Origin of the sequence: Mesorhizobium sp. B2-4-7, from assembly GCF_006442685.1 — a bacterium.
In the GTDB taxonomy this organism is placed as follows: Bacteria; Pseudomonadota; Alphaproteobacteria; order Rhizobiales; family Rhizobiaceae; genus Mesorhizobium.
In genome coordinates this window covers 117,632-135,538 of record NZ_VFVH01000011.1, presented here as the reverse complement: position 1 = coordinate 135,538, position 17,907 = coordinate 117,632, and the positions used below count along the sequence as shown (strand labels likewise).

22 protein-coding genes and 1 pseudogene are annotated in these 17,907 nt (G+C 65.1%); 7 read left to right on the top strand and 16 right to left on the bottom strand.

Annotated features, from left to right (window positions below):
- Positions 1 to 145: 145 nt before the first annotated feature.
- Positions 146 to 1,078, top strand: coding sequence for an alpha/beta hydrolase (locus tag FJ946_RS25205; RefSeq protein ID WP_140547507.1), 933 nt, complete (start codon positions 146 to 148; stop codon positions 1,076 to 1,078).
- Positions 1,079 to 1,244: 166 nt separating this feature from the next.
- Positions 1,245 to 1,559 carry a plasmid stabilization protein gene (locus FJ946_RS25200; protein ID WP_140515975.1) on the top strand — a complete coding sequence of 105 codons (315 nt, stop codon included), beginning with the start codon at positions 1,245 to 1,247 and terminating at the stop codon, positions 1,557 to 1,559.
- A 27-nt stretch (positions 1,560 to 1,586) separates the two neighbouring features.
- On the opposite strand, the gene FJ946_RS30860 is transcribed toward FJ946_RS25200, so the two are convergent.
- Positions 1,587 to 1,739 carry a hypothetical protein gene (locus FJ946_RS30860; RefSeq protein WP_181167666.1) on the bottom strand — a complete coding sequence of 51 codons (153 nt, stop codon included), beginning with the start codon at positions 1,737 to 1,739 and terminating at the stop codon, positions 1,587 to 1,589.
- 227 nt (positions 1,740 to 1,966) lie between these two features.
- Here FJ946_RS30860 and FJ946_RS25195 point away from each other — a divergent pair, with 227 nt between their 5' ends.
- The gene (locus FJ946_RS25195; protein ID WP_140547516.1) at positions 1,967 to 2,257 is read left to right on the top strand and encodes a hypothetical protein; all 291 of its coding nucleotides are present in this window, start codon (positions 1,967 to 1,969) and stop codon (positions 2,255 to 2,257) included.
- Between the two features lie 109 nt (positions 2,258 to 2,366).
- A complete protein-coding gene (locus FJ946_RS25190; protein ID WP_140547517.1) occupies positions 2,367 to 2,573 on the top strand; it encodes a hypothetical protein in 207 nt (68 codons plus the stop codon).
- A 47-nt stretch (positions 2,574 to 2,620) separates the two neighbouring features.
- Here the strand turns inward: FJ946_RS25190 and FJ946_RS25185 are convergent, their stop codons facing one another.
- Both FJ946_RS25185 and FJ946_RS25180 read right to left on the bottom strand, forming a co-directional pair.
- The gene (locus FJ946_RS25185) at positions 2,621 to 3,685 is read right to left on the bottom strand and encodes a PAS domain S-box protein (protein WP_140499996.1); all 1,065 of its coding nucleotides are present in this window, start codon (positions 3,683 to 3,685) and stop codon (positions 2,621 to 2,623) included.
- 282 nt (positions 3,686 to 3,967) lie between these two features.
- Positions 3,968 to 4,213: a hypothetical protein gene (locus FJ946_RS25180; protein ID WP_140568010.1), complete on the bottom strand. Its 246-nt coding sequence runs from the start codon at positions 4,211 to 4,213 to the stop codon at positions 3,968 to 3,970.
- A 257-nt stretch (positions 4,214 to 4,470) separates the two neighbouring features.
- Between FJ946_RS25180 and FJ946_RS25175 the strand changes: the two genes are divergently transcribed.
- On the top strand, positions 4,471 to 4,761 hold the full coding sequence (locus FJ946_RS25175; RefSeq protein ID WP_224519116.1) for a hypothetical protein: 291 nt from the start codon (positions 4,471 to 4,473) through the stop codon (positions 4,759 to 4,761).
- 147 nt (positions 4,762 to 4,908) lie between these two features.
- Positions 4,909 to 5,916, top strand: a complete 1,008-nt coding sequence (locus FJ946_RS25170) for an aldo/keto reductase (RefSeq protein ID WP_140568013.1) — start codon at positions 4,909 to 4,911, stop codon at positions 5,914 to 5,916.
- 26 nt (positions 5,917 to 5,942) lie between these two features.
- Here the strand turns inward: FJ946_RS25170 and FJ946_RS25165 are convergent, their stop codons facing one another.
- The 8 genes from FJ946_RS25165 to FJ946_RS25130 form a co-directional block, all read right to left on the bottom strand.
- Positions 5,943 to 7,094 (bottom strand): GNAT family N-acetyltransferase, encoded by a 1,152-nt coding sequence (locus tag FJ946_RS25165; protein ID WP_140568015.1) that lies wholly within the window; start codon positions 7,092 to 7,094, stop codon positions 5,943 to 5,945.
- Positions 7,091 to 8,083, bottom strand: coding sequence for a sterol desaturase family protein (locus FJ946_RS25160; RefSeq protein ID WP_140500004.1), 993 nt, complete (start codon positions 8,081 to 8,083; stop codon positions 7,091 to 7,093). Before FJ946_RS25160 ends, FJ946_RS25165 begins: the two co-directional genes overlap by 4 nt.
- A 326-nt stretch (positions 8,084 to 8,409) precedes the next feature.
- Positions 8,410 to 9,174, bottom strand: coding sequence for a slipin family protein (locus tag FJ946_RS25155; RefSeq protein WP_140568018.1), 765 nt, complete (start codon positions 9,172 to 9,174; stop codon positions 8,410 to 8,412).
- Positions 9,171 to 10,544: a nodulation protein NfeD gene (locus tag FJ946_RS25150; protein WP_140500007.1), complete on the bottom strand. Its 1,374-nt coding sequence runs from the start codon at positions 10,542 to 10,544 to the stop codon at positions 9,171 to 9,173. Before FJ946_RS25150 ends, FJ946_RS25155 begins: the two co-directional genes overlap by 4 nt.
- A 190-nt stretch (positions 10,545 to 10,734) precedes the next feature.
- Positions 10,735 to 11,094 carry an SPW repeat protein gene (locus FJ946_RS25145; protein WP_140500009.1) on the bottom strand — a complete coding sequence of 120 codons (360 nt, stop codon included), beginning with the start codon at positions 11,092 to 11,094 and terminating at the stop codon, positions 10,735 to 10,737.
- 209 nt (positions 11,095 to 11,303) lie between these two features.
- Positions 11,304 to 11,726, bottom strand: coding sequence for a VOC family protein (locus FJ946_RS25140; RefSeq protein ID WP_140500011.1), 423 nt, complete (start codon positions 11,724 to 11,726; stop codon positions 11,304 to 11,306).
- A gap of 73 nt (positions 11,727 to 11,799) precedes the next feature.
- Positions 11,800 to 12,885 carry a D-alanine--D-alanine ligase family protein gene (locus FJ946_RS25135; protein ID WP_140568021.1) on the bottom strand — a complete coding sequence of 362 codons (1,086 nt, stop codon included), beginning with the start codon at positions 12,883 to 12,885 and terminating at the stop codon, positions 11,800 to 11,802.
- 35 nt (positions 12,886 to 12,920) lie between these two features.
- Positions 12,921 to 13,538, bottom strand: a complete 618-nt coding sequence (locus FJ946_RS25130; protein ID WP_140568024.1) for a C39 family peptidase — start codon at positions 13,536 to 13,538, stop codon at positions 12,921 to 12,923.
- Positions 13,539 to 13,756: 218 nt separating this feature from the next.
- Between FJ946_RS25130 and FJ946_RS25125 the strand changes: the two genes are divergently transcribed.
- Positions 13,757 to 14,227 carry a nucleoside deaminase gene (locus FJ946_RS25125; RefSeq protein ID WP_140568026.1) on the top strand — a complete coding sequence of 157 codons (471 nt, stop codon included), beginning with the start codon at positions 13,757 to 13,759 and terminating at the stop codon, positions 14,225 to 14,227.
- A 131-nt stretch (positions 14,228 to 14,358) separates the two neighbouring features.
- Here the strand turns inward: FJ946_RS25125 and FJ946_RS25120 are convergent, their stop codons facing one another.
- From FJ946_RS25120 to FJ946_RS25100, 5 genes and pseudogenes are all read right to left on the bottom strand, one after another.
- On the bottom strand, positions 14,359 to 14,907 hold the full coding sequence (locus FJ946_RS25120) for a YbhB/YbcL family Raf kinase inhibitor-like protein (RefSeq protein ID WP_140500017.1): 549 nt from the start codon (positions 14,905 to 14,907) through the stop codon (positions 14,359 to 14,361).
- A gap of 134 nt (positions 14,908 to 15,041) precedes the next feature.
- Positions 15,042 to 15,833 (bottom strand): hypothetical protein, encoded by a 792-nt coding sequence (locus FJ946_RS25115; protein WP_140568029.1) that lies wholly within the window; start codon positions 15,831 to 15,833, stop codon positions 15,042 to 15,044.
- Between the two features lie 115 nt (positions 15,834 to 15,948).
- Positions 15,949 to 16,113: pseudogene (locus tag FJ946_RS25110) on the bottom strand (PLP-dependent aminotransferase family protein); the annotation flags it as partial.
- Positions 16,114 to 16,124: 11 nt separating this feature from the next.
- Positions 16,125 to 16,505, bottom strand: a complete 381-nt coding sequence (locus FJ946_RS25105; protein WP_140500021.1) for an ester cyclase — start codon at positions 16,503 to 16,505, stop codon at positions 16,125 to 16,127.
- A gap of 110 nt (positions 16,506 to 16,615) precedes the next feature.
- Positions 16,616 to 17,815 carry a PLP-dependent aminotransferase family protein gene (locus tag FJ946_RS25100; protein WP_181167687.1) on the bottom strand — a complete coding sequence of 400 codons (1,200 nt, stop codon included), beginning with the start codon at positions 17,813 to 17,815 and terminating at the stop codon, positions 16,616 to 16,618.
- Between the last annotated feature and the right edge of the window lie 92 nt (positions 17,816 to 17,907).

Genomic DNA, 17,907 nt, shown 5'->3' with positions numbered 1-17,907 from the left:
AACGCGCGGAACTGTTCGCGATGTCTTCGGTCCAAACGCTCTGCTCGCAGGGACAACGCATGTCGGCGGAAAAAGTTGGCGGCTTTCGCAGGCGCGCATTGCAACCGCTCGCGTCCTGCCGCCGTTTCGCCTGCCGGAGGCAATCATGTTCGAAGGTTTTCAGACCCTCGAGGTCGACTGCGGCGACGCCCGCATCTTCGCCCGGCGCGCCGGCGACGGGCCCGCCGTCCTTCTGCTGCACGGCTTTCCGCAGACGCATCTGATGTGGCGCGACGTGGCGCCACGCCTGGCGGACCGGTTCACCGTCATATGCGCCGACCTGCGCGGCTATGGCGCCAGCTCATGCCCGGCGTCGAGCGCCGATCACGCCCCTTACGCCAAGCGCGCCATGGCCCGCGACATGGTGGCGCTGATGGCCGAGCTCGGCTTTTCCAGCTTCATGGTCGCCGGCCATGATCGCGGCGGGCGTGTCGCCTACCGCCTCGCGCTCGACCATCCCGACCGCGTCGAAAGGCTTGCCGTGCTCGACATCGTGCCCACCGCCGACGCCTGGGACCGGGCCGACGCCAGGCTGGCGCTCGGCTATTGGCCGTGGTCGTTGCTGGCGCAGCCGGAGCCGCTGCCGGAAAAGCTCCTGGCCAGTGCGGCCGACGCGATCGTCGATGATGCCCTGGGCGGCTGGGGCTCGTCGCCAGAGACATTTTCCGCCGGCGTGCGCCAGGCCTATGTGGAGGCCCTGCGCGATCCCGCCCATGCCCATGCGATCTGTGAGGAGTACCGGGCGGCCGCGAGGCTCGACCGCAAGCACGACCATGCCGACAGCGCCGCCGGCCGGCGCATAGCCTGCGCGGTGCTGGCGCTGTGGAGCGGGCAAGGCGCGCTCGCCGAATGGTATGCCGGCGAAGGCGGACCGCTGGCTTTGTGGCGCGGCTGGGCCGGCGATCTGCGCGGCCATGCGGTCCAGGGCGGGCATTTCTTTCCCGAAGAAGCACCCGCGCAAACGGCCGCCGAATTGAGCGCTTTCTTCGCCGGCTCCGAGACCGCAGCCCGTCCGGCGAATGCCCAGAAGAGTACGTAGGGCTTTCCCGGGAAAGGGACGTGGCGCTTTCCCTGGGGAATCGCGTCGAATTCACGCCTGGAGCGGTTCAGCGGGAACCTTCGCAGCCGGCCGCGACCAGGGGAATTGGAACCACATCCTTGGCTGCGCAGTTGCAGGGGCATCGGATGAACCCGGGAGCAGAGCCATGCCACGTGGAGAAAAATCGAAATACACCGACAAGCAGGAGCGCAAGGCAGACCACATCGCCGAGGGCTACGAGCATCGCGGCGTGTCCGAGAAGGAAGCCGAGCGCCGCGCCTGGGCCACCGTCAACAAGGATGATGGCGGCGGCAAGAAGGAGGGCGGCTCCGGCCGCGGCAAGCACACCGGCCATCCCGCCGCGCATAAGGGCGGCGAAAAGGGCGGCAAGGCTTCCGCCTCGCGTTCGGCCGCCAGCCGGTCGGCATCGGCCAGGAAGGCAGCCGCGACCCGCAAGCGCAACGAAGCGCACGCCCATTGATGCGCGGGCGACCGGGTCACGAAGTTCCTATGCGCCTTGCCTGCCCTCGCCCGAGCTGCTCTTGATCAGATCGTCGCCCGGCGGATCATCGAAGTTGGGCTCGGCCGGATTGTCGGACGGCGGCCTTTGCGGACAGTCCTCGTAGCCGTGGTCGCGGCCGCCGCAGAACGAACAGCACATGGCCTCGCGATCCCTGTTCCCGGGCGGCCATCGCGGGGTTTGGTAAGGCTTCCTGCCGAGCATGCCCAGCAATGCGCGAGGCGCGATTTGGTTGCGCGCCCGCGCCGTCCCTCGCAAGAGAAGACGCCGGCTGTTGCGCAACCGCCAGACAAAGTGCGAATCTCCCCGGCATGCCGCAACCAAGCTTGATCGCCCGGCGTTGCGGATCATGCCTTGGAGAGACCGCCATGTCCGTTCGAATCCTGTTGCCGACCGTGGCTGCCATGCTTGCCGCCACCGGCCTGGCCGAAGCCCGGCCCGACAGCCGCGCCATGAGCTGCGCGCAAATCCGCGCCATGATCCACAGCCACCGCGCCGTCGTGCTGACCACCGGCCCCAATACCTATGACCGCTATGTCAGGCAGTTCGGCAATGAATGCGATTGGCCCGAAGTGCCGATGTCGGCCTATATCCCGGCCCGCGACGGGCACTGTCCGGTCTACCGCTGCGAGGAGCCGGTCAACAATTTCCCGAATTGACCGGTCGGCCAGGCGCCGGCATCGACGTTCGGGGATTGCCGCATCCCTGCCTGAAACCATTCCGAGGGGGCCGCGTTGACGCGTGGGGTGGCCGCCACAGGAGATGCCCATGACCGTCAACTGCCACGTATCCATCGACAACCGGCCTCAATCGATCGAGGCCGTTTTCCAGGCCGTGCCCCGGATCGGCGAGAGCGTTTCGCTGTCCGTCGACGGAAACGCCCAGGACCTGCGCGTTTCGCGTGTCGTGCATGTGCCCGACGGCTCGCTCGAAGGAGCTGCGATCATCGTCGAGGTGACGGCCAACATCCTCTAGCCCCCTGAATCCGCAAATGCGGCGCGCCTTGGCCACGGCGGCGGCTTTCAGATGCCTAAGCCGATCGTCTGGCCGGCGTCTTCCATAGGGTGCTGCGGCACGATGATCGACGCCAGCGGCGCGTTCAGCGTCCATCTGAAATAGCCGGGCGAGCGCTCGATCACGGCGGACCCGCCGAGCGACTGCGGCGCCACCCTTTGCAGGACAACGGTGCCGAACCCCTTGCGCGTGGTGTCGTCGCGCTCGTCGCCGCCGCTATAGGGGGGCGACCGCTCCTCCCAGACAAGTTGGAATTCGCGTTCGGCCAGAGCGTCGTCGCTCATGCTCCAGGTCACCTCGACCCGGCCGGAATCGCTGGCGAGCGCTCCATACTTGGACGAATTGGTGCCGAGCTCGTGGAAAGCCATGCCGAGATTCTGCACCGCATTCGACTGCAAGGTCAGCAGCGGTCCCGAAAGCAGTATCTGCTCCTCGCGGCCGAACGGTTTGAGATGTTCCTGGACCAGGTCGAACAGGCTGGCTCCCGCCCAGTTCGAGGTGACCAGCAGATCGTGCGAGCGTGACAGCGCCATGATGCGGGCGCGGATCATCTCCTCGAACTCGCGCGGGTCCTGCGAGCGCTTGCTGGTTTCCCTGACCATCGACAGGATCACCGCAAACTGGTTCTTGACGCGATGGTTGACCTCGCGCATCAGCATCTTGATCCGGCGCTCGTTCTCCCTGCTGGCGCTGATGTCGCGGGCGATCTTCGAGGCGCCGACGATCTCGCCGCTGGCGTTCCTGATCGGCGACACCGTCAGCGAAACGGCAATGAAGGTGCCGTCCTTGCGCTTTCGCGTCGTCTCGTAGCTCGCGAGGCGTTCGCCGCGGCGGACCTTGGCGATGATCTCGGTTTCCTCGTTCTTGAGGTGGTCGGGGATGAGCATCAGGATCGACTGCCCCAACGCTTCCTCCGCGCTGTAGCCGAACATGCGTTCGGCCGCCTGGTTCCAGCTTTTGATGATGCTGTTCAGGTCCTTGCTGATGATGGCGTCGAAGGAGGAATCGACGATCGCCGCCAGCTGCGCATCGGCCGTTGCGTCCTGTTTTTCACCGCTTGCTATGTCAGCCATTGCCCCGCCAGGTGTCAGCCTATAGCCACTAGATAACGCGTGCGCCGGACAAGGCAATCACCTTGAAGCGGCCTGCTGCTTCAACTTCATCGAAATCGCCTCGCCGGCTGGAGTGATCGAGGGGAAGGTCGTTCCGCAGATCAGGGCGGCCGGCATCGGAGACGCCAGCGACCATACAAAATGGTTTTCGAGCACCAGGACAGAGCGGACATTCAAGTCCATGGGCACCGGAAGCGCGGAACCCGTCCTTGCGGGCCGGCATCACCTGAATGTCACCGCGCCTCAGTCAGACCGGCCGTCGCCCACATTGCCGTTGCCGCCCGGGGTGGACAGCAGTCCGAAGTCCTGGGACTTGACGCCCTGCTCCGCCGCCAGGAATCCGTCCGAGGCGAGGCCACGCCGCAAGAGCTCCCTGACCGCGGCCGAGCGGCTCGGCATGCGCTTGTCGAAGCGCCAGTTCTCCAATGCCGCCAGTTCATCGGCGGTCAGCATGACCTGCAAGCGTTCAGGACGTTCCAGTTCAGTCACGGCACTTCCTCGCAAAACCCAATACGCGAATGAGTATCTGTCTCATTCCACTAATAATTAGGATAGCAATCCTAACACGTCAAGGTCGGCAAATACGCGACCTCCCCATCCTGCTCATGATGACTATAAAGCGTCGGGTGCGCCTTTGCGTAACCATGCTAACTAACTGATATATATTGACTATTTTCATATTTTCGCTTGCCAGACGCCGATGCGAGGCGCATGCTACAAAGGCAAAACCAGTCCAGGAGGTTTCGATGCGGTATGACTACTCGACGCGGTTGCGCGATGACGTTCAATCCGCGGTCACGACGGCTTTCAGGACGTACGGCATCGTCAACATCACCGCGGTGGCCGAACGGATCAGGCTCAGGAACCTCGACGAAAACGTTGCTCTCGAGGACGTCGAGCACCTGGTCCTGGCGGCCGCCCAACTGCTTGGAGCCGCCATCGAATTCGAGGGCCTGACCATGATCGACCGCTTGCCGGACGCTCATGTCAACGGCCGCCCCGGCGGACCGGCCCCTGCCCTGAAGCGCCTCGTCTGAACAGATTTGAGGCGACGCGCTAAGTCATTTCGGGCGACCTGCATCAGGGCTCCGGTGGCCGGGCGAGCCCGCTGGACGCCGCCTACCTGTGGAAATTGAGCGCGCGCGCTATATGGTGTTTGAATTCCCCCCTCTGGAGAACACGCCATGACGCTCGACACACGCAAGCTCGGCAGCCAGGGGCTGCGGGTCTCGGCCATCGGCCTCGGCTGCATGGGCATGAGCCAGTCCTACGGCCCGGCCGACGAAGCCGAATCCATCGCCACGCTGCACCGCGCCATCGAACTCGGCTGCACCTTCCTCGACACCGCCGAGGTGTATGGCCCTTACGCCAATGAGGCGCTGCTCGGCCGCGCCTTGAAGGGCAAGCGCGACCAGGTGACCATCGCCACCAAATTCGGCTTTCGCATCGAAAATGGCCGGCAGGTCGGCACCGAACGCGACAGCAGGCCGCAAACCATCAGGGCGGCGGTTGAAGGGTCGTTGAAGCGGCTCGCCACCGACCATATCGACCTTCTCTACCAGCACCGTGTCGATCCAGCCGTGCCGGCCGAGGATGTCGCCGGCACGGTCGGCGAGCTGGTCAAACAGGGCAAGGTCCGCTTCTTCGGCCTGTCGGAGGCGGGAGCCGCGAACATCCAGCGGGCGCACGCCGTGTTTCCGGTCTCGGCGCTGCAGAGCGAGTACTCGCTGTGGGAGCGCAATCTCGAGCCGGAAATCATTCCCCTGCTGCGGCAAACCGGCATCGGCCTGGTGCCGTTCTCACCGCTCGGCCGCGGCTTCCTGACCGGCGGCGCCAAGCGCGCCGAGGACTATCCGGAAGGCGATTACCGCCGCGGCGACCCGCGCTACCAGGGCGCGAACTACGACGCCAATGTCGAGGCCGCCGCGAAGGTCCGCGACATCGCCGCCGCCAAAGGCGTCAAGCCAGGGCAGATCGCGCTGGCCTGGCTCTTGGAGAAGGGCAATGTCTTCGGTGTCGACATCGTGCCGATCCCCGGCACCAAGCGGACCAAATATCTGGAAGAAAATGTCGCCGCGGCGTCGCTGAAACTGGAGGCCGCCGAGATGGCGGCGCTCGACGACGCGCTGGCCCCGGGGAAGGTCTCCGGCCCGCGCTACGGCGACCGCACCATGGTGATGATCGACCGATAGGTTCGCACGTCGCCGGTGAATCGGGCCTATTCCACCGGTGCCGGCTTTTGCCGAGGATCAGGCCGCAACCGCTGGTGCAGTTCCCTGCCGGCATGCAGGGTCCGGTCCGCCAGCGCGGCGAGTGTTCCGCGCAACGTCCTTGTTCCCAGCACCGAATCCAGCGTCACCGACTGGGTCGCGAAGCGCCGCTTGAAATCCTCGCCGCCGCACAGGAAGTCGACCATCGTCAGTCCCCTGTCGATCGACCACTGGATGTAGTCCATCATCAGCACCATGCCGGGAGACGCCCGTTCGACATCCGGATCGTAGGTCGTGACGAAGGCCATCATCGTGTTGCGCTGGACGAAATTGATCGAGACCGCCACCACCATCCCGGCGCATTCCAGCACGAAGACATGCAGGAGCCCTTCCCTGGCCAGCACCGCGACCAGCGCGGCCAGGGCCGGCGACCCCTCATCGAACAGGTTGGATTCGTGTCCGCGCGCGGCGAGCCATTTGCGCTTGAACTCGGCGAGCCTGTCGAGGACGGGCTGCATCGGCTCGTCCGGCGACATGAGGCGGAATCGCACTTCGCCGCCCTCCTCGAGGAATTTGCGGCCACGGCGATAATTCTGGCGCATCTTCTTCGTTTGTTCCCCGAACCAGTCCGCGCCCGTCCGCCATGGCCCCGCGACCCGGAAGCTGGTTTCGCTGCGGCGGTTCGGGCGGAGCGCCATCTTGGGCGCCGAAGCGGGAGCAAGCAGCGTGCGCATCGCGGCGTCCGGCAGCAGGCGGTTCAGATAGACGAGATCGAAGCCGCCCGCGGCCGAAATTTCCTGCCATAGCGCCGCGACCGCCGCCGGATCGCAGTCCGGCGCGACCAGCACGTCGCCATAGTCGCTGTGGTCCTTGGCAGCCCATTCCAGGACGTTGACGCCCTTGCGCCGCACCGTCGCCAGCGGGATGACGGCGTCGATCCGGTCACCGTTCCAGACGAGGCCGATCCTGAGACCACGCAGCTCCCGGTCCGGGGCCGTCTGCCACCACGCCGTGACCCAGGCGTGGCTTTGAAAGATCAGCCCCTCCGCCCGGCGCCACAGCTCCGCCCAGGCCGGCCCGACCGACGCGAGGCGCTCCTCGGAGGTGACGATCTCCAAAGCGCCGGCCTTCGGGCCCGCGATCGCGGCGTGAGCGTTCATGGCTGCGGGCTCCGTGTCGGCTCGGACGAAGCGCGGCGGCGGAACCGCCGGGCGATGTGCCCCCACATCTTCTTGAGCGGCAGCACGTAAAGCCCCGACAGGGATTGATAGTCGCGCGCGCCGCGTTCCATCAATCCGAACCTGAAATCCTCATCGGGCTTGGGCACGCACAATGTTCCGAACAGCCGGTCCCAGAACGAGAACAGCAAGCCGAAATTCTTGTCGTAGTGCCTTGGATCGACGCTGTGGTGCAGTTGGTGCCAATGCGGGCACAGCACGATGTTGTTGAGCGGCCCGAACGATATCTTGAAATGGGTGTGCCTGACGAAATCCATCATCAGGATATTGCGCATGACGTAGACGTTGACGCCGAAGATCGTCACTTCGACGAGGTTAAGCGACAAAAGGGTCCAGATGCCGAAGCAGATCCCGGGTATGACGCCGTCCCAGGCGCGGTTCATGAGCTCGTCGAGCGGATGAACCCTGTCCTTGGTGATCCCGACCATCACCTCCGCCGAGTGATGCACCTTGTGCAGCTCCCACAGGAACGGGAAGCGGTGCTGGGCCACGTGGTACAGGTAATAGGATATGTCGTAGGCGATCAGCATCGTCACCGTGAAGATGACGATCGTCACCGCCCCCGGCGGTCCCGGCAGCAGCGGCGGCTCGATCTGGAGGAGTGCCGCCAGCGTCCGATTCGTCGCGTAACCGACGGCGACGACGAAGGTCACGCCCGCGGGCAGCATCAGGAAGGGCATAATCGCCTTGCGGGTGATCCAGAAAAGCAGGTCCGCCCGCGCCGAGGGGTGCGTGACGATCTCGTTGGGAAAGACGAAATCGAAGAATTCCCTGAAGCTCTTGCGCTCCGCCGTCCGCCAATAGGCGATCAGGGCGCTGCCCAGCGCGGTCAGCAGCAAAAGGCCGGCCGCAAGCAGGCTGGAGCCGGACAACTTGTCCAGGATCCTTTCGATGATGCCGGCAATCGACATGGGCCCACTCATTTATGCAACCGAAGCTTGACTTGCAGGAGGCGATTGACCTGACTGGCCGGGCAAGCCGCCACGCCGTCAGGGCTCTCGATCATTTCGCCGTCACCCTAGTCGAGAATCCATAGCGAAAGCTTAAGCTAATTAAAAACAATGAATCCGCTAAAAAGCCCGCTATATATTGCCGAATTCTGAATAAAACTCCTAAAATTGACAGCAAAGGACCGGCAGCGCTTGGCGTGGAGATCGCAACTTCGGGGAATCGCCGGGTGATCGTGCCGGTCCCGAGCTCGCCGGCCCGCGGCCGGGCTGCCAAACCCCTCCCAAGCTTATTTCCCGGCGCCCGGCTGCTTGTTGAAGATCGCTAGCAGGTCCATCGGCAGCGGAAACACCACCGTCGACGAGCGCTCGCCGGCGATGTCGTGCAGCGCCTCGAAATAGCGCAGTTGCATGGCCTGTGGCTCCTGCGCCAGCATCTTGCCGGCCTCGACCAGCTTTGCCGCCGCCTGCTGCTCGCCATCGGCGTTGATCACCTTCGCGCGCCGCAGCCTTTCAGCCTCGGCCTGCTTGGCGATGGCGCGGACCATGTTCTCGTTAAGGTCGACATGCTTGATCTCGACATTGGACACCTTGATGCCCCATGCGTCGGTCCGCTGGTCCAGGATCTCCTGGATGTCGCTGTTCAACTTGTCGCGCTCGGCCAGCATCTCGTCGAGTTCGTGCTTGCCGAGAACCGAGCGCAACGTGGTCTGCGCGAGCTGGTTTGTCGCGGCCATGAAGTCCTCGACCTGGATGACGGCCCGCTCGGCGTCGACGATGCGGAAATACAGCACCGCGTTCACCTTCACCGAGACATTGTCGCGCGAGATCACGTCCTGCGGCGGCACGTCCTGGACCACCACGCGCAGGTCGACCCGCACCATCTGCTGGACGAAGGGGATGAGGAGGATGAGGCCGGGGCCCTTCACCCCGGTGAAGCGGCCGAGCGTGAAGACCACGCCGCGCTCATATTCCCGCAGGATGCGAATGGCGGAGGACAGGAAGATCAGCACGATGAGGGCGAGTAGCAGATAGGCGACGTAACCGATGATCATTGCCTTGCTCCATTGTTCCTGCGCCGGACCGTCAGCACGAGATCCCTGACATCGGCCACCTCGACGCTGTCGCCGGGGGCGAGCGGTTCATCGGCTTTCGCCCGCCAGCGCTCGCCCTGCGCGAGCACATGGCCCTCGCTGCCCGACCAGTCGAGGATCCTGGCCGGCAGCCCGTGCATGGCCTGCGCGCCGACACGCGGCAGGCTCCTGCGCGCCCTCCACAGATAGCTGCCGGCCAGCAGCGCCAGGCCAAGCGTCAGCGCCGCGGCGGTGCCGATGAGCGCCCACGACATCTCGAAGCCCGGGCCCTCGACCTTGAGCAGCATGGCGGCGCCGAGCAGGAAGGCTGCCACGCCTCCAAGCCCGAGCACCACGGTCGGGTTGAAGGCCTCGATGACGAGGAAGGCGATGCCAAGCAGCATCAGGGCGAGGCCGGTATAGCTGATCGGCAGTAGATTGAGGGCATAGAGCCCGAGCAGCAGGCAGATGGTCCCGATCACGCCGGGCGCCACGGCGCCTGGGCTGGTGAACTCGAAGACGAGGCCGTAGACGCCGGCCAGCATCAGGACGACGGCGATGTTGGGATCGGTGATGACGGCGAGAAGCCGGATCAGCCAGCCGGGATCGAGCGTCTCGACCGCCACGCCCTTGGTCGCCAGCACCTGTTGCTTGCCGGCCACCTCGACCGTGCGGCCGTCGGCAAGCTGGAGCAGTTCGGCGGTGTTGCGGGCGACGAGGTCGACTACATGTGCCTGAAGTGCCGCATTGGCGGAAAGGCTGGCTGCCTCGCGCACCGCCTTTTCGCCCCAGTCGGCATTGCGGCCGCGCAGTTCGGCGAGCGAACGGATCAAGGCGACCGCGTCGTTCGTCACCTTTGTCATCATCGGGTCGCCGGCCGGAGGCCCGGTGGCATTCTTCTGGTCGCCCTTGTCCTTCTCGTCGCCACCGGGAAGGGGCGGCAACCCGCCAAGCTCGACCGGCGTGGCGGCGCCCAGATTGGTGCCGGGCGCCATCGCCGCGACATGGGTGGCATAAAGGATATAGGTTCCGGCACTTGCCGCATGCGCGCCGGCGGGCGCGACATAGCCGATGACGGGAACCGGCGAGGCAAGGATATCGGCGATCATTTCGCGCATCGAGGTGACCAGCCCGCCCGGCGTGTCGATCTCGAGGACAACGGCTTCGGCGTGCCGCTCGGCGGCTTTGGCCAGCGCTTCGTTGAGCTGCCTGGCGCTCGCCGGGCCGATGGCGCCGTCGATCACGACGCGCAACGCGACCTTCTCCGTAGCCTCCGCGGTCACGGAAGAGTGACTGGCGGCCGCGGCGGCCATGAAGGCCGCTGCCAGAACCGCCATCCGCGCGAGGGTCACGCTCAAAACTCCCTGAATTACGCAGGATATGCTGTGCAGGATATGGCGTTCGGTCCGTCGAGATCCATGGCCTGGCCTCAGATTGCAAGCCGGCGACCCTGCCCTTCGCAGCCGGCGGCAAACGCAATGGGCAGACGTTCAAAGCCGGAAGGGGCCCCGCTCGCGCGCCGGCCCCGTCCTTGGTCAGCGGTCACGCATGTGCGTGCGGGTGACGGACGTCCCAGACGGCCCAACCCGATACGGCAACCACCAGCACGCCGAGAATGACGTGGGTGGCCATCGCATTCGTGTTCGCCATGAATTTGAGCAGCCAGGGCGACACGATCAGCCAGAGCCCGAGAACGACACCTACCCATTCCTCCCACTCGGCGAAGGCGGCAAGCGCCGCCACGGCTACCGCGCCCAGCACGACGCCGACAATCCAGGCGTTCCATGCGGGAGCGGTTTCAGCAGCGAAGCCGATTATCCAGGGTGAGATAAACAGGCAGACGGCAAGGACCAGATTGAGCCAGTCCTGGCCTTTCTTTCCTTCCATGAGTGTATTTGCCATGACAACCTCCATAGATGAAGCTTGGCCAAAGCGTTGTATTCGCGTGCAAACGCACGCTTAATGGTTGATGTAACTATGCCTCACATGGCCTTCAAGGCCTGCCCCACGGACGGGTCGCCTCCGCGTGGATCGAGCTCCCTCCACCCGATTGGGATCAAGCCGGGACGGGCCACATCAAGGCAAAACCACCCGCCTCTTGTCGGCGCATTCTAGAACGTGATCTTCACCGAGGCGGCACTGCGGTTGGCCGCCCCGTGATGCACCGCTTCGATGTTGTTGCCGTCCGGGTCGAGAAGGAAAGCGGCGTAGTAGCCGGGGTGGTACCGGCGTTCACCCGGCCCGCCATTGTCCCTGCCGCCGCCGTCCAGCCCGGCCTTATAGAACGCATCGACCATGGCGCGGTCTTTCGCCTGGAATGCCAGGTGATGGCGACCGGTCAACTCTCCCCGAGCCGCGCGGCTGTCGGCGGTTGAAATGAAAAGCTCGTCGGCCCAGAAATAATCGGCGGCGCTGCCGCCGATCGGAATATCGAGCACTCGAAATACTGCTTCGTAAAAGCGGCGGCTGGCGGCGATGTCCCTGACCACCAGTTGGATATGATCGATGAGCCGGCCGCGATGCAGTTCTTCCATGCAAGCTCTCCTCTCGCCAAGGGCTCGAATCTAACTAGCTTCGCGTGATCCGCCGTCAATGCCGCGCCGAACGTCAGGACTTTCGCGCGGCATGCCGCGCCAGTGCGTGCTCGATCAGCACGTCGATGACCTGGCTGTAGCCGATGCCGATCGCCGCCAGCGCCTTGGCATACATCGAGATGTCGGTGAAGCCTGGCAGCGTGTTGACCTCGTTGACCAGCAGCGAGCCGTCGGCGCGCAGGAAGAAGTCGACGCGGGCCATCGCCTCGCAGCCGAGCGCCTGGAAAGCCCGCGCGGCCATCTCCCTTGCCTTGTCGGCGACGGCGGCCGGGACATCGGCGGGCACGTTCACCACGGCGCCGTCGGCGTCGAGATATTTGGCTTCATAGGTGTAGAAGCCGTGCTTGCCGGCCGGGATGATCTCGCCGGGCAGCGATACGGTCAGCGTTCCGTCGGCCCGCTCCAGCACCGAGCATTCGATCTCGCGGCCGTCGACGAACTCTTCGATCAGGACCTTGCCGTCGTAGCGGAAAGCCGTCTCGACGGCCCGTTCGAAGCCGTCCCGGTCGTTCACCTTGCTGACGCCGAAGGACGAGCCCTGGCGCGCCGGCTTGGCGAAGAAAGGCAGGCCGAGCGCGCCGGCGATCTCCTGGAACGGCCCGACATCGTTTCGATGCACGGTGACGGAACGGGCAACCGGCAGCCCGGCCTCGCGCAGCAGCCGCTTGGCGACATCCTTGTCCATGGCGGCGGCCGAGGCGAGAATGCCGCAGCCGACATAGGCGACGTCGGCGACCTCGGCATAGCCCTGCACCGAGCCGTCCTCGCCGAAAGGACCGTGCAGCACGGGAAAGACGACGTCGACCGGCGGCAGGTCGCGCTCTGCTCCGCCGCCTGGTGCGGCCACCAGCCTGCCTCTGCCACCGGGCAACAGTGCGACCTCCACGCCTTCTTCTGACACCGGCGCCCCTGCTCTGTCGTCGCCGGCTTCGGACGAAGATTGCAGCAGCCATCGACCGTCTCTGAAAATGGCGATCGGCACCACCTCGTAGCGCGTCCGGTCGATGGCCTTCAGCACATTGGCGGCCGAAAGGCGCGACACGTCATGCTCGGCCGAACGCCCGCCATAGAGGACGGCGACCCTAATCTTGTTCTTCATTGAAAAGCCTTGTCCTTCATCGAAATCCCTCGAGATCAAATGCTGACGGCAATGCCGCGATTGGCAAAGAAGCGGTCGAAATCGGCCGGCGCCAACACTGCGTTCGCCTGTGTGGCGCCGGTATGGCCGGACGGATTGTGAAAGCGAAGACCCTCATCCGATGCCGACATGACCAGCACCAGATGGCCGCCCTTGGATGGGGGCTCGCGCTCGGGCCAGCGGATCGAACTGCTGACCGAGGCGATGAAGAAGCGCGACTGCCCGAGGATCGCCGGAATATCCGATGTAGCGACACTGGTCATCACCTTCGCTTCCAGGCCGAATTCCGCCTTCACGAAGCTGACAAAGGGGGCGTAGATCAGGCCCTTGATCGATCGTTCGGTGACGACATAACCGCCATATCCGGTGCAGCGCCTGGCCAGTTCGATGGTCGGCACGATCTGGCCGCGCGCCGCCAGGATCATCTTGAGGCACGCCATGCCGCAGACATTGGCGGCCCACAGCGCGTATTCGTCGAGTGTGCGCGCGCCCGAGTTCTCCCACAGCGGATCGCGCCGCAGCGCCACCTCGGCGCCATCGGCAAGGACGGCCGAAGTCATATCGGGCGTCTCCCACTGGCTGAAAAACGGCACGGTTCCAGGCGGTGGGCTCATCAATTCCTCAAACAGATTATTTCAATTTCGTATACAGGGATACGAGAGCGGAGAACAGTGCTTCAAACCTCATTCGCCTGATCAGGCGATGGCCCGCGCTCGGGTTTTGCCCGCCGGGCGAAGCTTGCCAATGCCCGCCGATCGGCGCACTCTCAGCCCTACGAAGCCGGTCGCCGGGTGTCGGTTCTTCTCCTCGCCCGTCGTGTTAGGATTGCGCAATGACCCGCGACCAGATGCTCGCCCACCTGCGTGCTGCCGACGCCGTCGCTCGCGAGGCGGCCGTGCACGGCCATCATCCGTTCGGCTGCGTGCTGGTCGGGCCGGACGATCGCTTGCTTATGCGCCAGGGAAATCTCGACACGGTGCGCCATGCCGAGACGGAGCTCGCCCGGCGCGCCGCGGCTGCCTACAAGCCGGATTTCCTCTGGTCCTGCACGCTGGTCTCGACGGGCGAACCCTGCGCGATGTGCGCCGGAACGCTCTACTGGGCCAATATCGGCCGGCTGGTCTACGGCTTCGAGGAGACGAAGCTCCTGGCGCTCACCGGCGATCACGCCGAGAATCCGACGATGAGCCTGCCCTCGCGCACAGTCCTCGCCTCGGGCCAGAAGAAGATCGAGGTCTTTGGCCCCTTCCCCGAGATCGAGGACGAGCTGATCGCGCCGCATCGCGATTTCTGGACGCGCTGACGCGCCGGCCGAGGCCGCGCGCGAGCGCCAGATGGCTACCGGAACGGAATTCAAACGATCTCTTGGAACGTGTTTGCCAACAGCGTCGTCAATGCGCTGGTGGCCCGGGCGACTGCCTGAACCGGTCATGCTTACCGCCCATAGGTGTACGTCACGCTGGTCTCGCCGAGCGCCTGGCTCTTCGCGGCCACTGCCACCATTTCCGGAGAGGGATTCTCCGGCGCGCGCAGCTTCGGCGCGCCGAGCGCATAGAGCGTGAAGACATAGTGATGCGTGCCGCTGCCGGGCGGCGGGCATGGCCCGAAATAGCCTGCGCGGCCGATGCCACCCTTGCCGAGCACCGTACCCTTGGGCAAGCCTTTGCCGCGCTTCGAGCCAGCCCCTTCGGCCAGGCCCTTCGCGCTTGCCGGGATGTTCCAGGCCAGCCAGTGCCAGAAACCCTTGCCGCCGCCGGCGTCGGGGTCGAACATGGTGAGCGCGTAGCTCTTGGTGCCTGCCGGCGGGTCCTTCCATCTCAAGGCGATCGATACGCTTTGCCCGCTGCAGCCGCCGGCCTTGTCGCCGAGATATTTTTCGGCCCATTTGCCGTTGGAAACCGACGGGCTTGAAATCTCGAAAGCCGCCGCCTGATTGGCGAGGCCGAACAGCACCAGCACGGCGAAACCGAGGCGCAAGCTCATGGCTTCCTCCACTTCCAGCCAAGATGCCGACGAGTTTAGCCGAAAAGCGGCCCGAAATTAGGCAATTTGGCGCGAAACTGCTGGTGGGAGCCGCGGGAATTGCTGGTCCCTGCAACAAAAGCTGCCGGACGGCGCTATTCCGCCGCGCTGCATTCTTCGGTCGGCTCAGCCGGACCGATCGCCGAGATCCAGAGCCGGTCGATGTCGGCTAGCTGCGCGCGGTCGATTTCGTCGAGATGGTTCCAGTACATGCCATCCTCGTAGAAATAGCCGAGCTCGCGCTCGATTTGCTCTGCCACTTCGACCCTATGCTGATGGATGCCCGCACGCGCATCCATCTTCATGCCGGCGAGGCGCTCGGGGGACAGTAACCGCAATTCCTCGAAGGACAGCCTTGGGAAGACCAGGCGGCTTTGCGGCAGGTCCGACAGGTTGATGCAGAGCGTGCCGCGTCGCAGCGCATGAATGAGCAGGCGGGCGGATTTGGCCTCGAGGCTCTGCAGCGTGACATCGTCGCGCAGCGGGTCGGCGCGGCCGATGCCGTAGAAATGGGTGTCGCCGGCCGTGTCGTAGATCATGTCGCAGCCGAGGAAGGCGAGCACGTCCGGCCTCTGGCTGTGGACGGCCCAATAGGCCGCTGTCAGCGACATGGTAGCGCCGGCATAGACGAAGCCGCCGAAAGTATTCTGGGCCGGCACGTAATGCGCGGCGCTGAAGATCTCGGCCTGCCGCAGCGGTTCCAGAGGCGGCATCCGGTTGGACGGGAAATCGCCGGCATGCACCAGCACGTCCCAGTCTGGGCGCACGCGCCAGGCATTGTTGATGGCGACGATGCTGGCGAAGGTCTCCTTCGGCCAGGCGGCGCAGCGCACGACGTCGGGCGCGCTGCCGAGAAGCAGCGTCACTCTGGGCGTTGCGGAGACCATGACATCCTCATTCGACCGGCAAAGGCACGCCCGCATTTACCGCACGCCTTGCCAGGCGCACAAGGGCTGCCGACAAGCCGGCCTGACGCCCCGGGGCCAGGAATCCGGTCGGTTGCTAGTTCCTCAGCAGCTTGGCCAATCTGGGAATGCCCTCGGTCACAGCGCGGCGGTCGGCCAAGGTGAAGGACAGCCGCAGCGTGTTGCGCCCGGTGCCATCGGCGAAGAAGGCGCTGCCGGGCACGAAGGCGACACGCGCTTCCTTCACCGAGCACGCCAGGAGAGGTTCGTGGTTCAAAGCTGGGCTTCGATGGCGGCCTTGTCGATGATGGACCACACGAGCCGGATCTTCGCGCCGCGAAATTCATAGAAGACGTTCTCGGCGAAGGACACTTTCCGGCCGTCTACGGCAAGCCCGAGGAAATTTCCCCTGGGCGTGCAGTCGAACATCAGGCGGCTCGCGACATGAGGCGGATCGCAGACCAGCAGCCGGATATCGAAACGAAGATCCGGAATGTCGTCGAAATCCTTCTCCAGCATCGCACGGTAGCCGGAGAGACCGATCCGCCTGCCATTGTGGGACACGTCATCGTCGACGAACTGCCCGAGGTTCGGCCAGTCCTGCCGGTTGAGGCAGGCAATGTAGTCGCGGTAGATACCGGAAAGGTCGGTCATGGCGCATGAACCCGCGTTCGTGGACACAAGGCTATTTTGCACCAGCAACAAGTCAGGGCAACCCGGGTTTGTTCGCCGCTGGGGCGATGCGCCGTCGTTTGGCCGGCGCCTTAAGCCTTGAGCAGCGCCGCCAGCCGCGGAATGCCCTCGCTCACCGCGCGCCGGTCAGCGAGCGTGAAGGACAGCCGCAGCGTGTTGCGCCCGGTGCCATCGGCGAAGAAGGCGCTGCCGGGCACGAAGGCGACACGCGCCTCCTTCACCGAGCGCGCCAGGAGCGTGGTGGCGTCAGCGCCTTCCGGCAGCGTCACCCAGACGAACATGCCGCCTTCCGGGCGGCTCCAGGTCACGCCTTCCGGCATGTTGGCCGCGAGCGCGCCGAGCAGGCCGTCGCGGCGTTCGCGATAGGCGCCGATCAGCTTTTCGACCTGGGCCTCGAACACCGCTTCGGCCGCCCGGTGCATCACCATCTGGTTGATCGACGGGCTGTGCAGGTCGGAAGCCTGCTTCATCAGCACCAGCTTCTCCACCACGTGACGCGGCGCGCAGACCCAGCCGACGCGCATGCCCGGCGACAGGATCTTCGAGAACGAGCCGCAATAGAGCGTGCGCGCCTTGTCGATGCCGCCGGATCGGGCGCAGTCCAGCGCCAGGATCGGCGGCACGCTTTCGCCATCATAGCGCAGCGCCCGGTAGGCGGCGTCCTCGACGATGGCGATGTCGAGCTCGCCGGCAAGGTCGAGCACCGCCTCGCGCTGCTGCCTGTCCAGCGTGTTGCCGGTCGGGTTCGCGAAATCCGGCACCAGATAGGCGAACTTGACCCGGCCGCCATTCGCCGCCGCCGCCGCGCGATAGGCATCCGGCGTCATGTTGCCGCCTTCCGGCCGCAGCCGGTCGTAGCGCGGTTCATAGGCGTTGAAGGCCTGCAGCGCGCCGAGATAAGTCGGCCACGTCACCAGTGCGGTGTCGCCCGGCGACAGCAGCAGCTTGCCGATATAGTCGAGCGCCTGCTGCGAGCCCGAAGTGATGAAGATGTTGGCTTCCTCGCAGGCGACGCCGAGCTTGCCCATCTGCCCGGCGATCCATCGCCGCAGCGGCAGATAGCCCTCGCTCACCTGGTACTGAAGCGCGGCCCCCGCCTCGCCGCCGCCGAGCACGTCGGCATAGGCGTCGCGGATCGCCTCGGCCGGAAACAGCGCCGGATCGGGAATGCCGCCTGCGAAGGAGATGATGTCCGGCTGGTCGAGCAGCTTCAGCAGCTCGCGGATTTCCGAGGCCTTCATGCGCGACGAGCGCGACGCCAACAGGTTCATAAGGGTCAAGCACGCCTCCCCGGACGCATCGAATATAGGTCAACTTAGCTGACCTATATCTGGTCTCGCCGCAAATTGAATAGGGCCTGCTA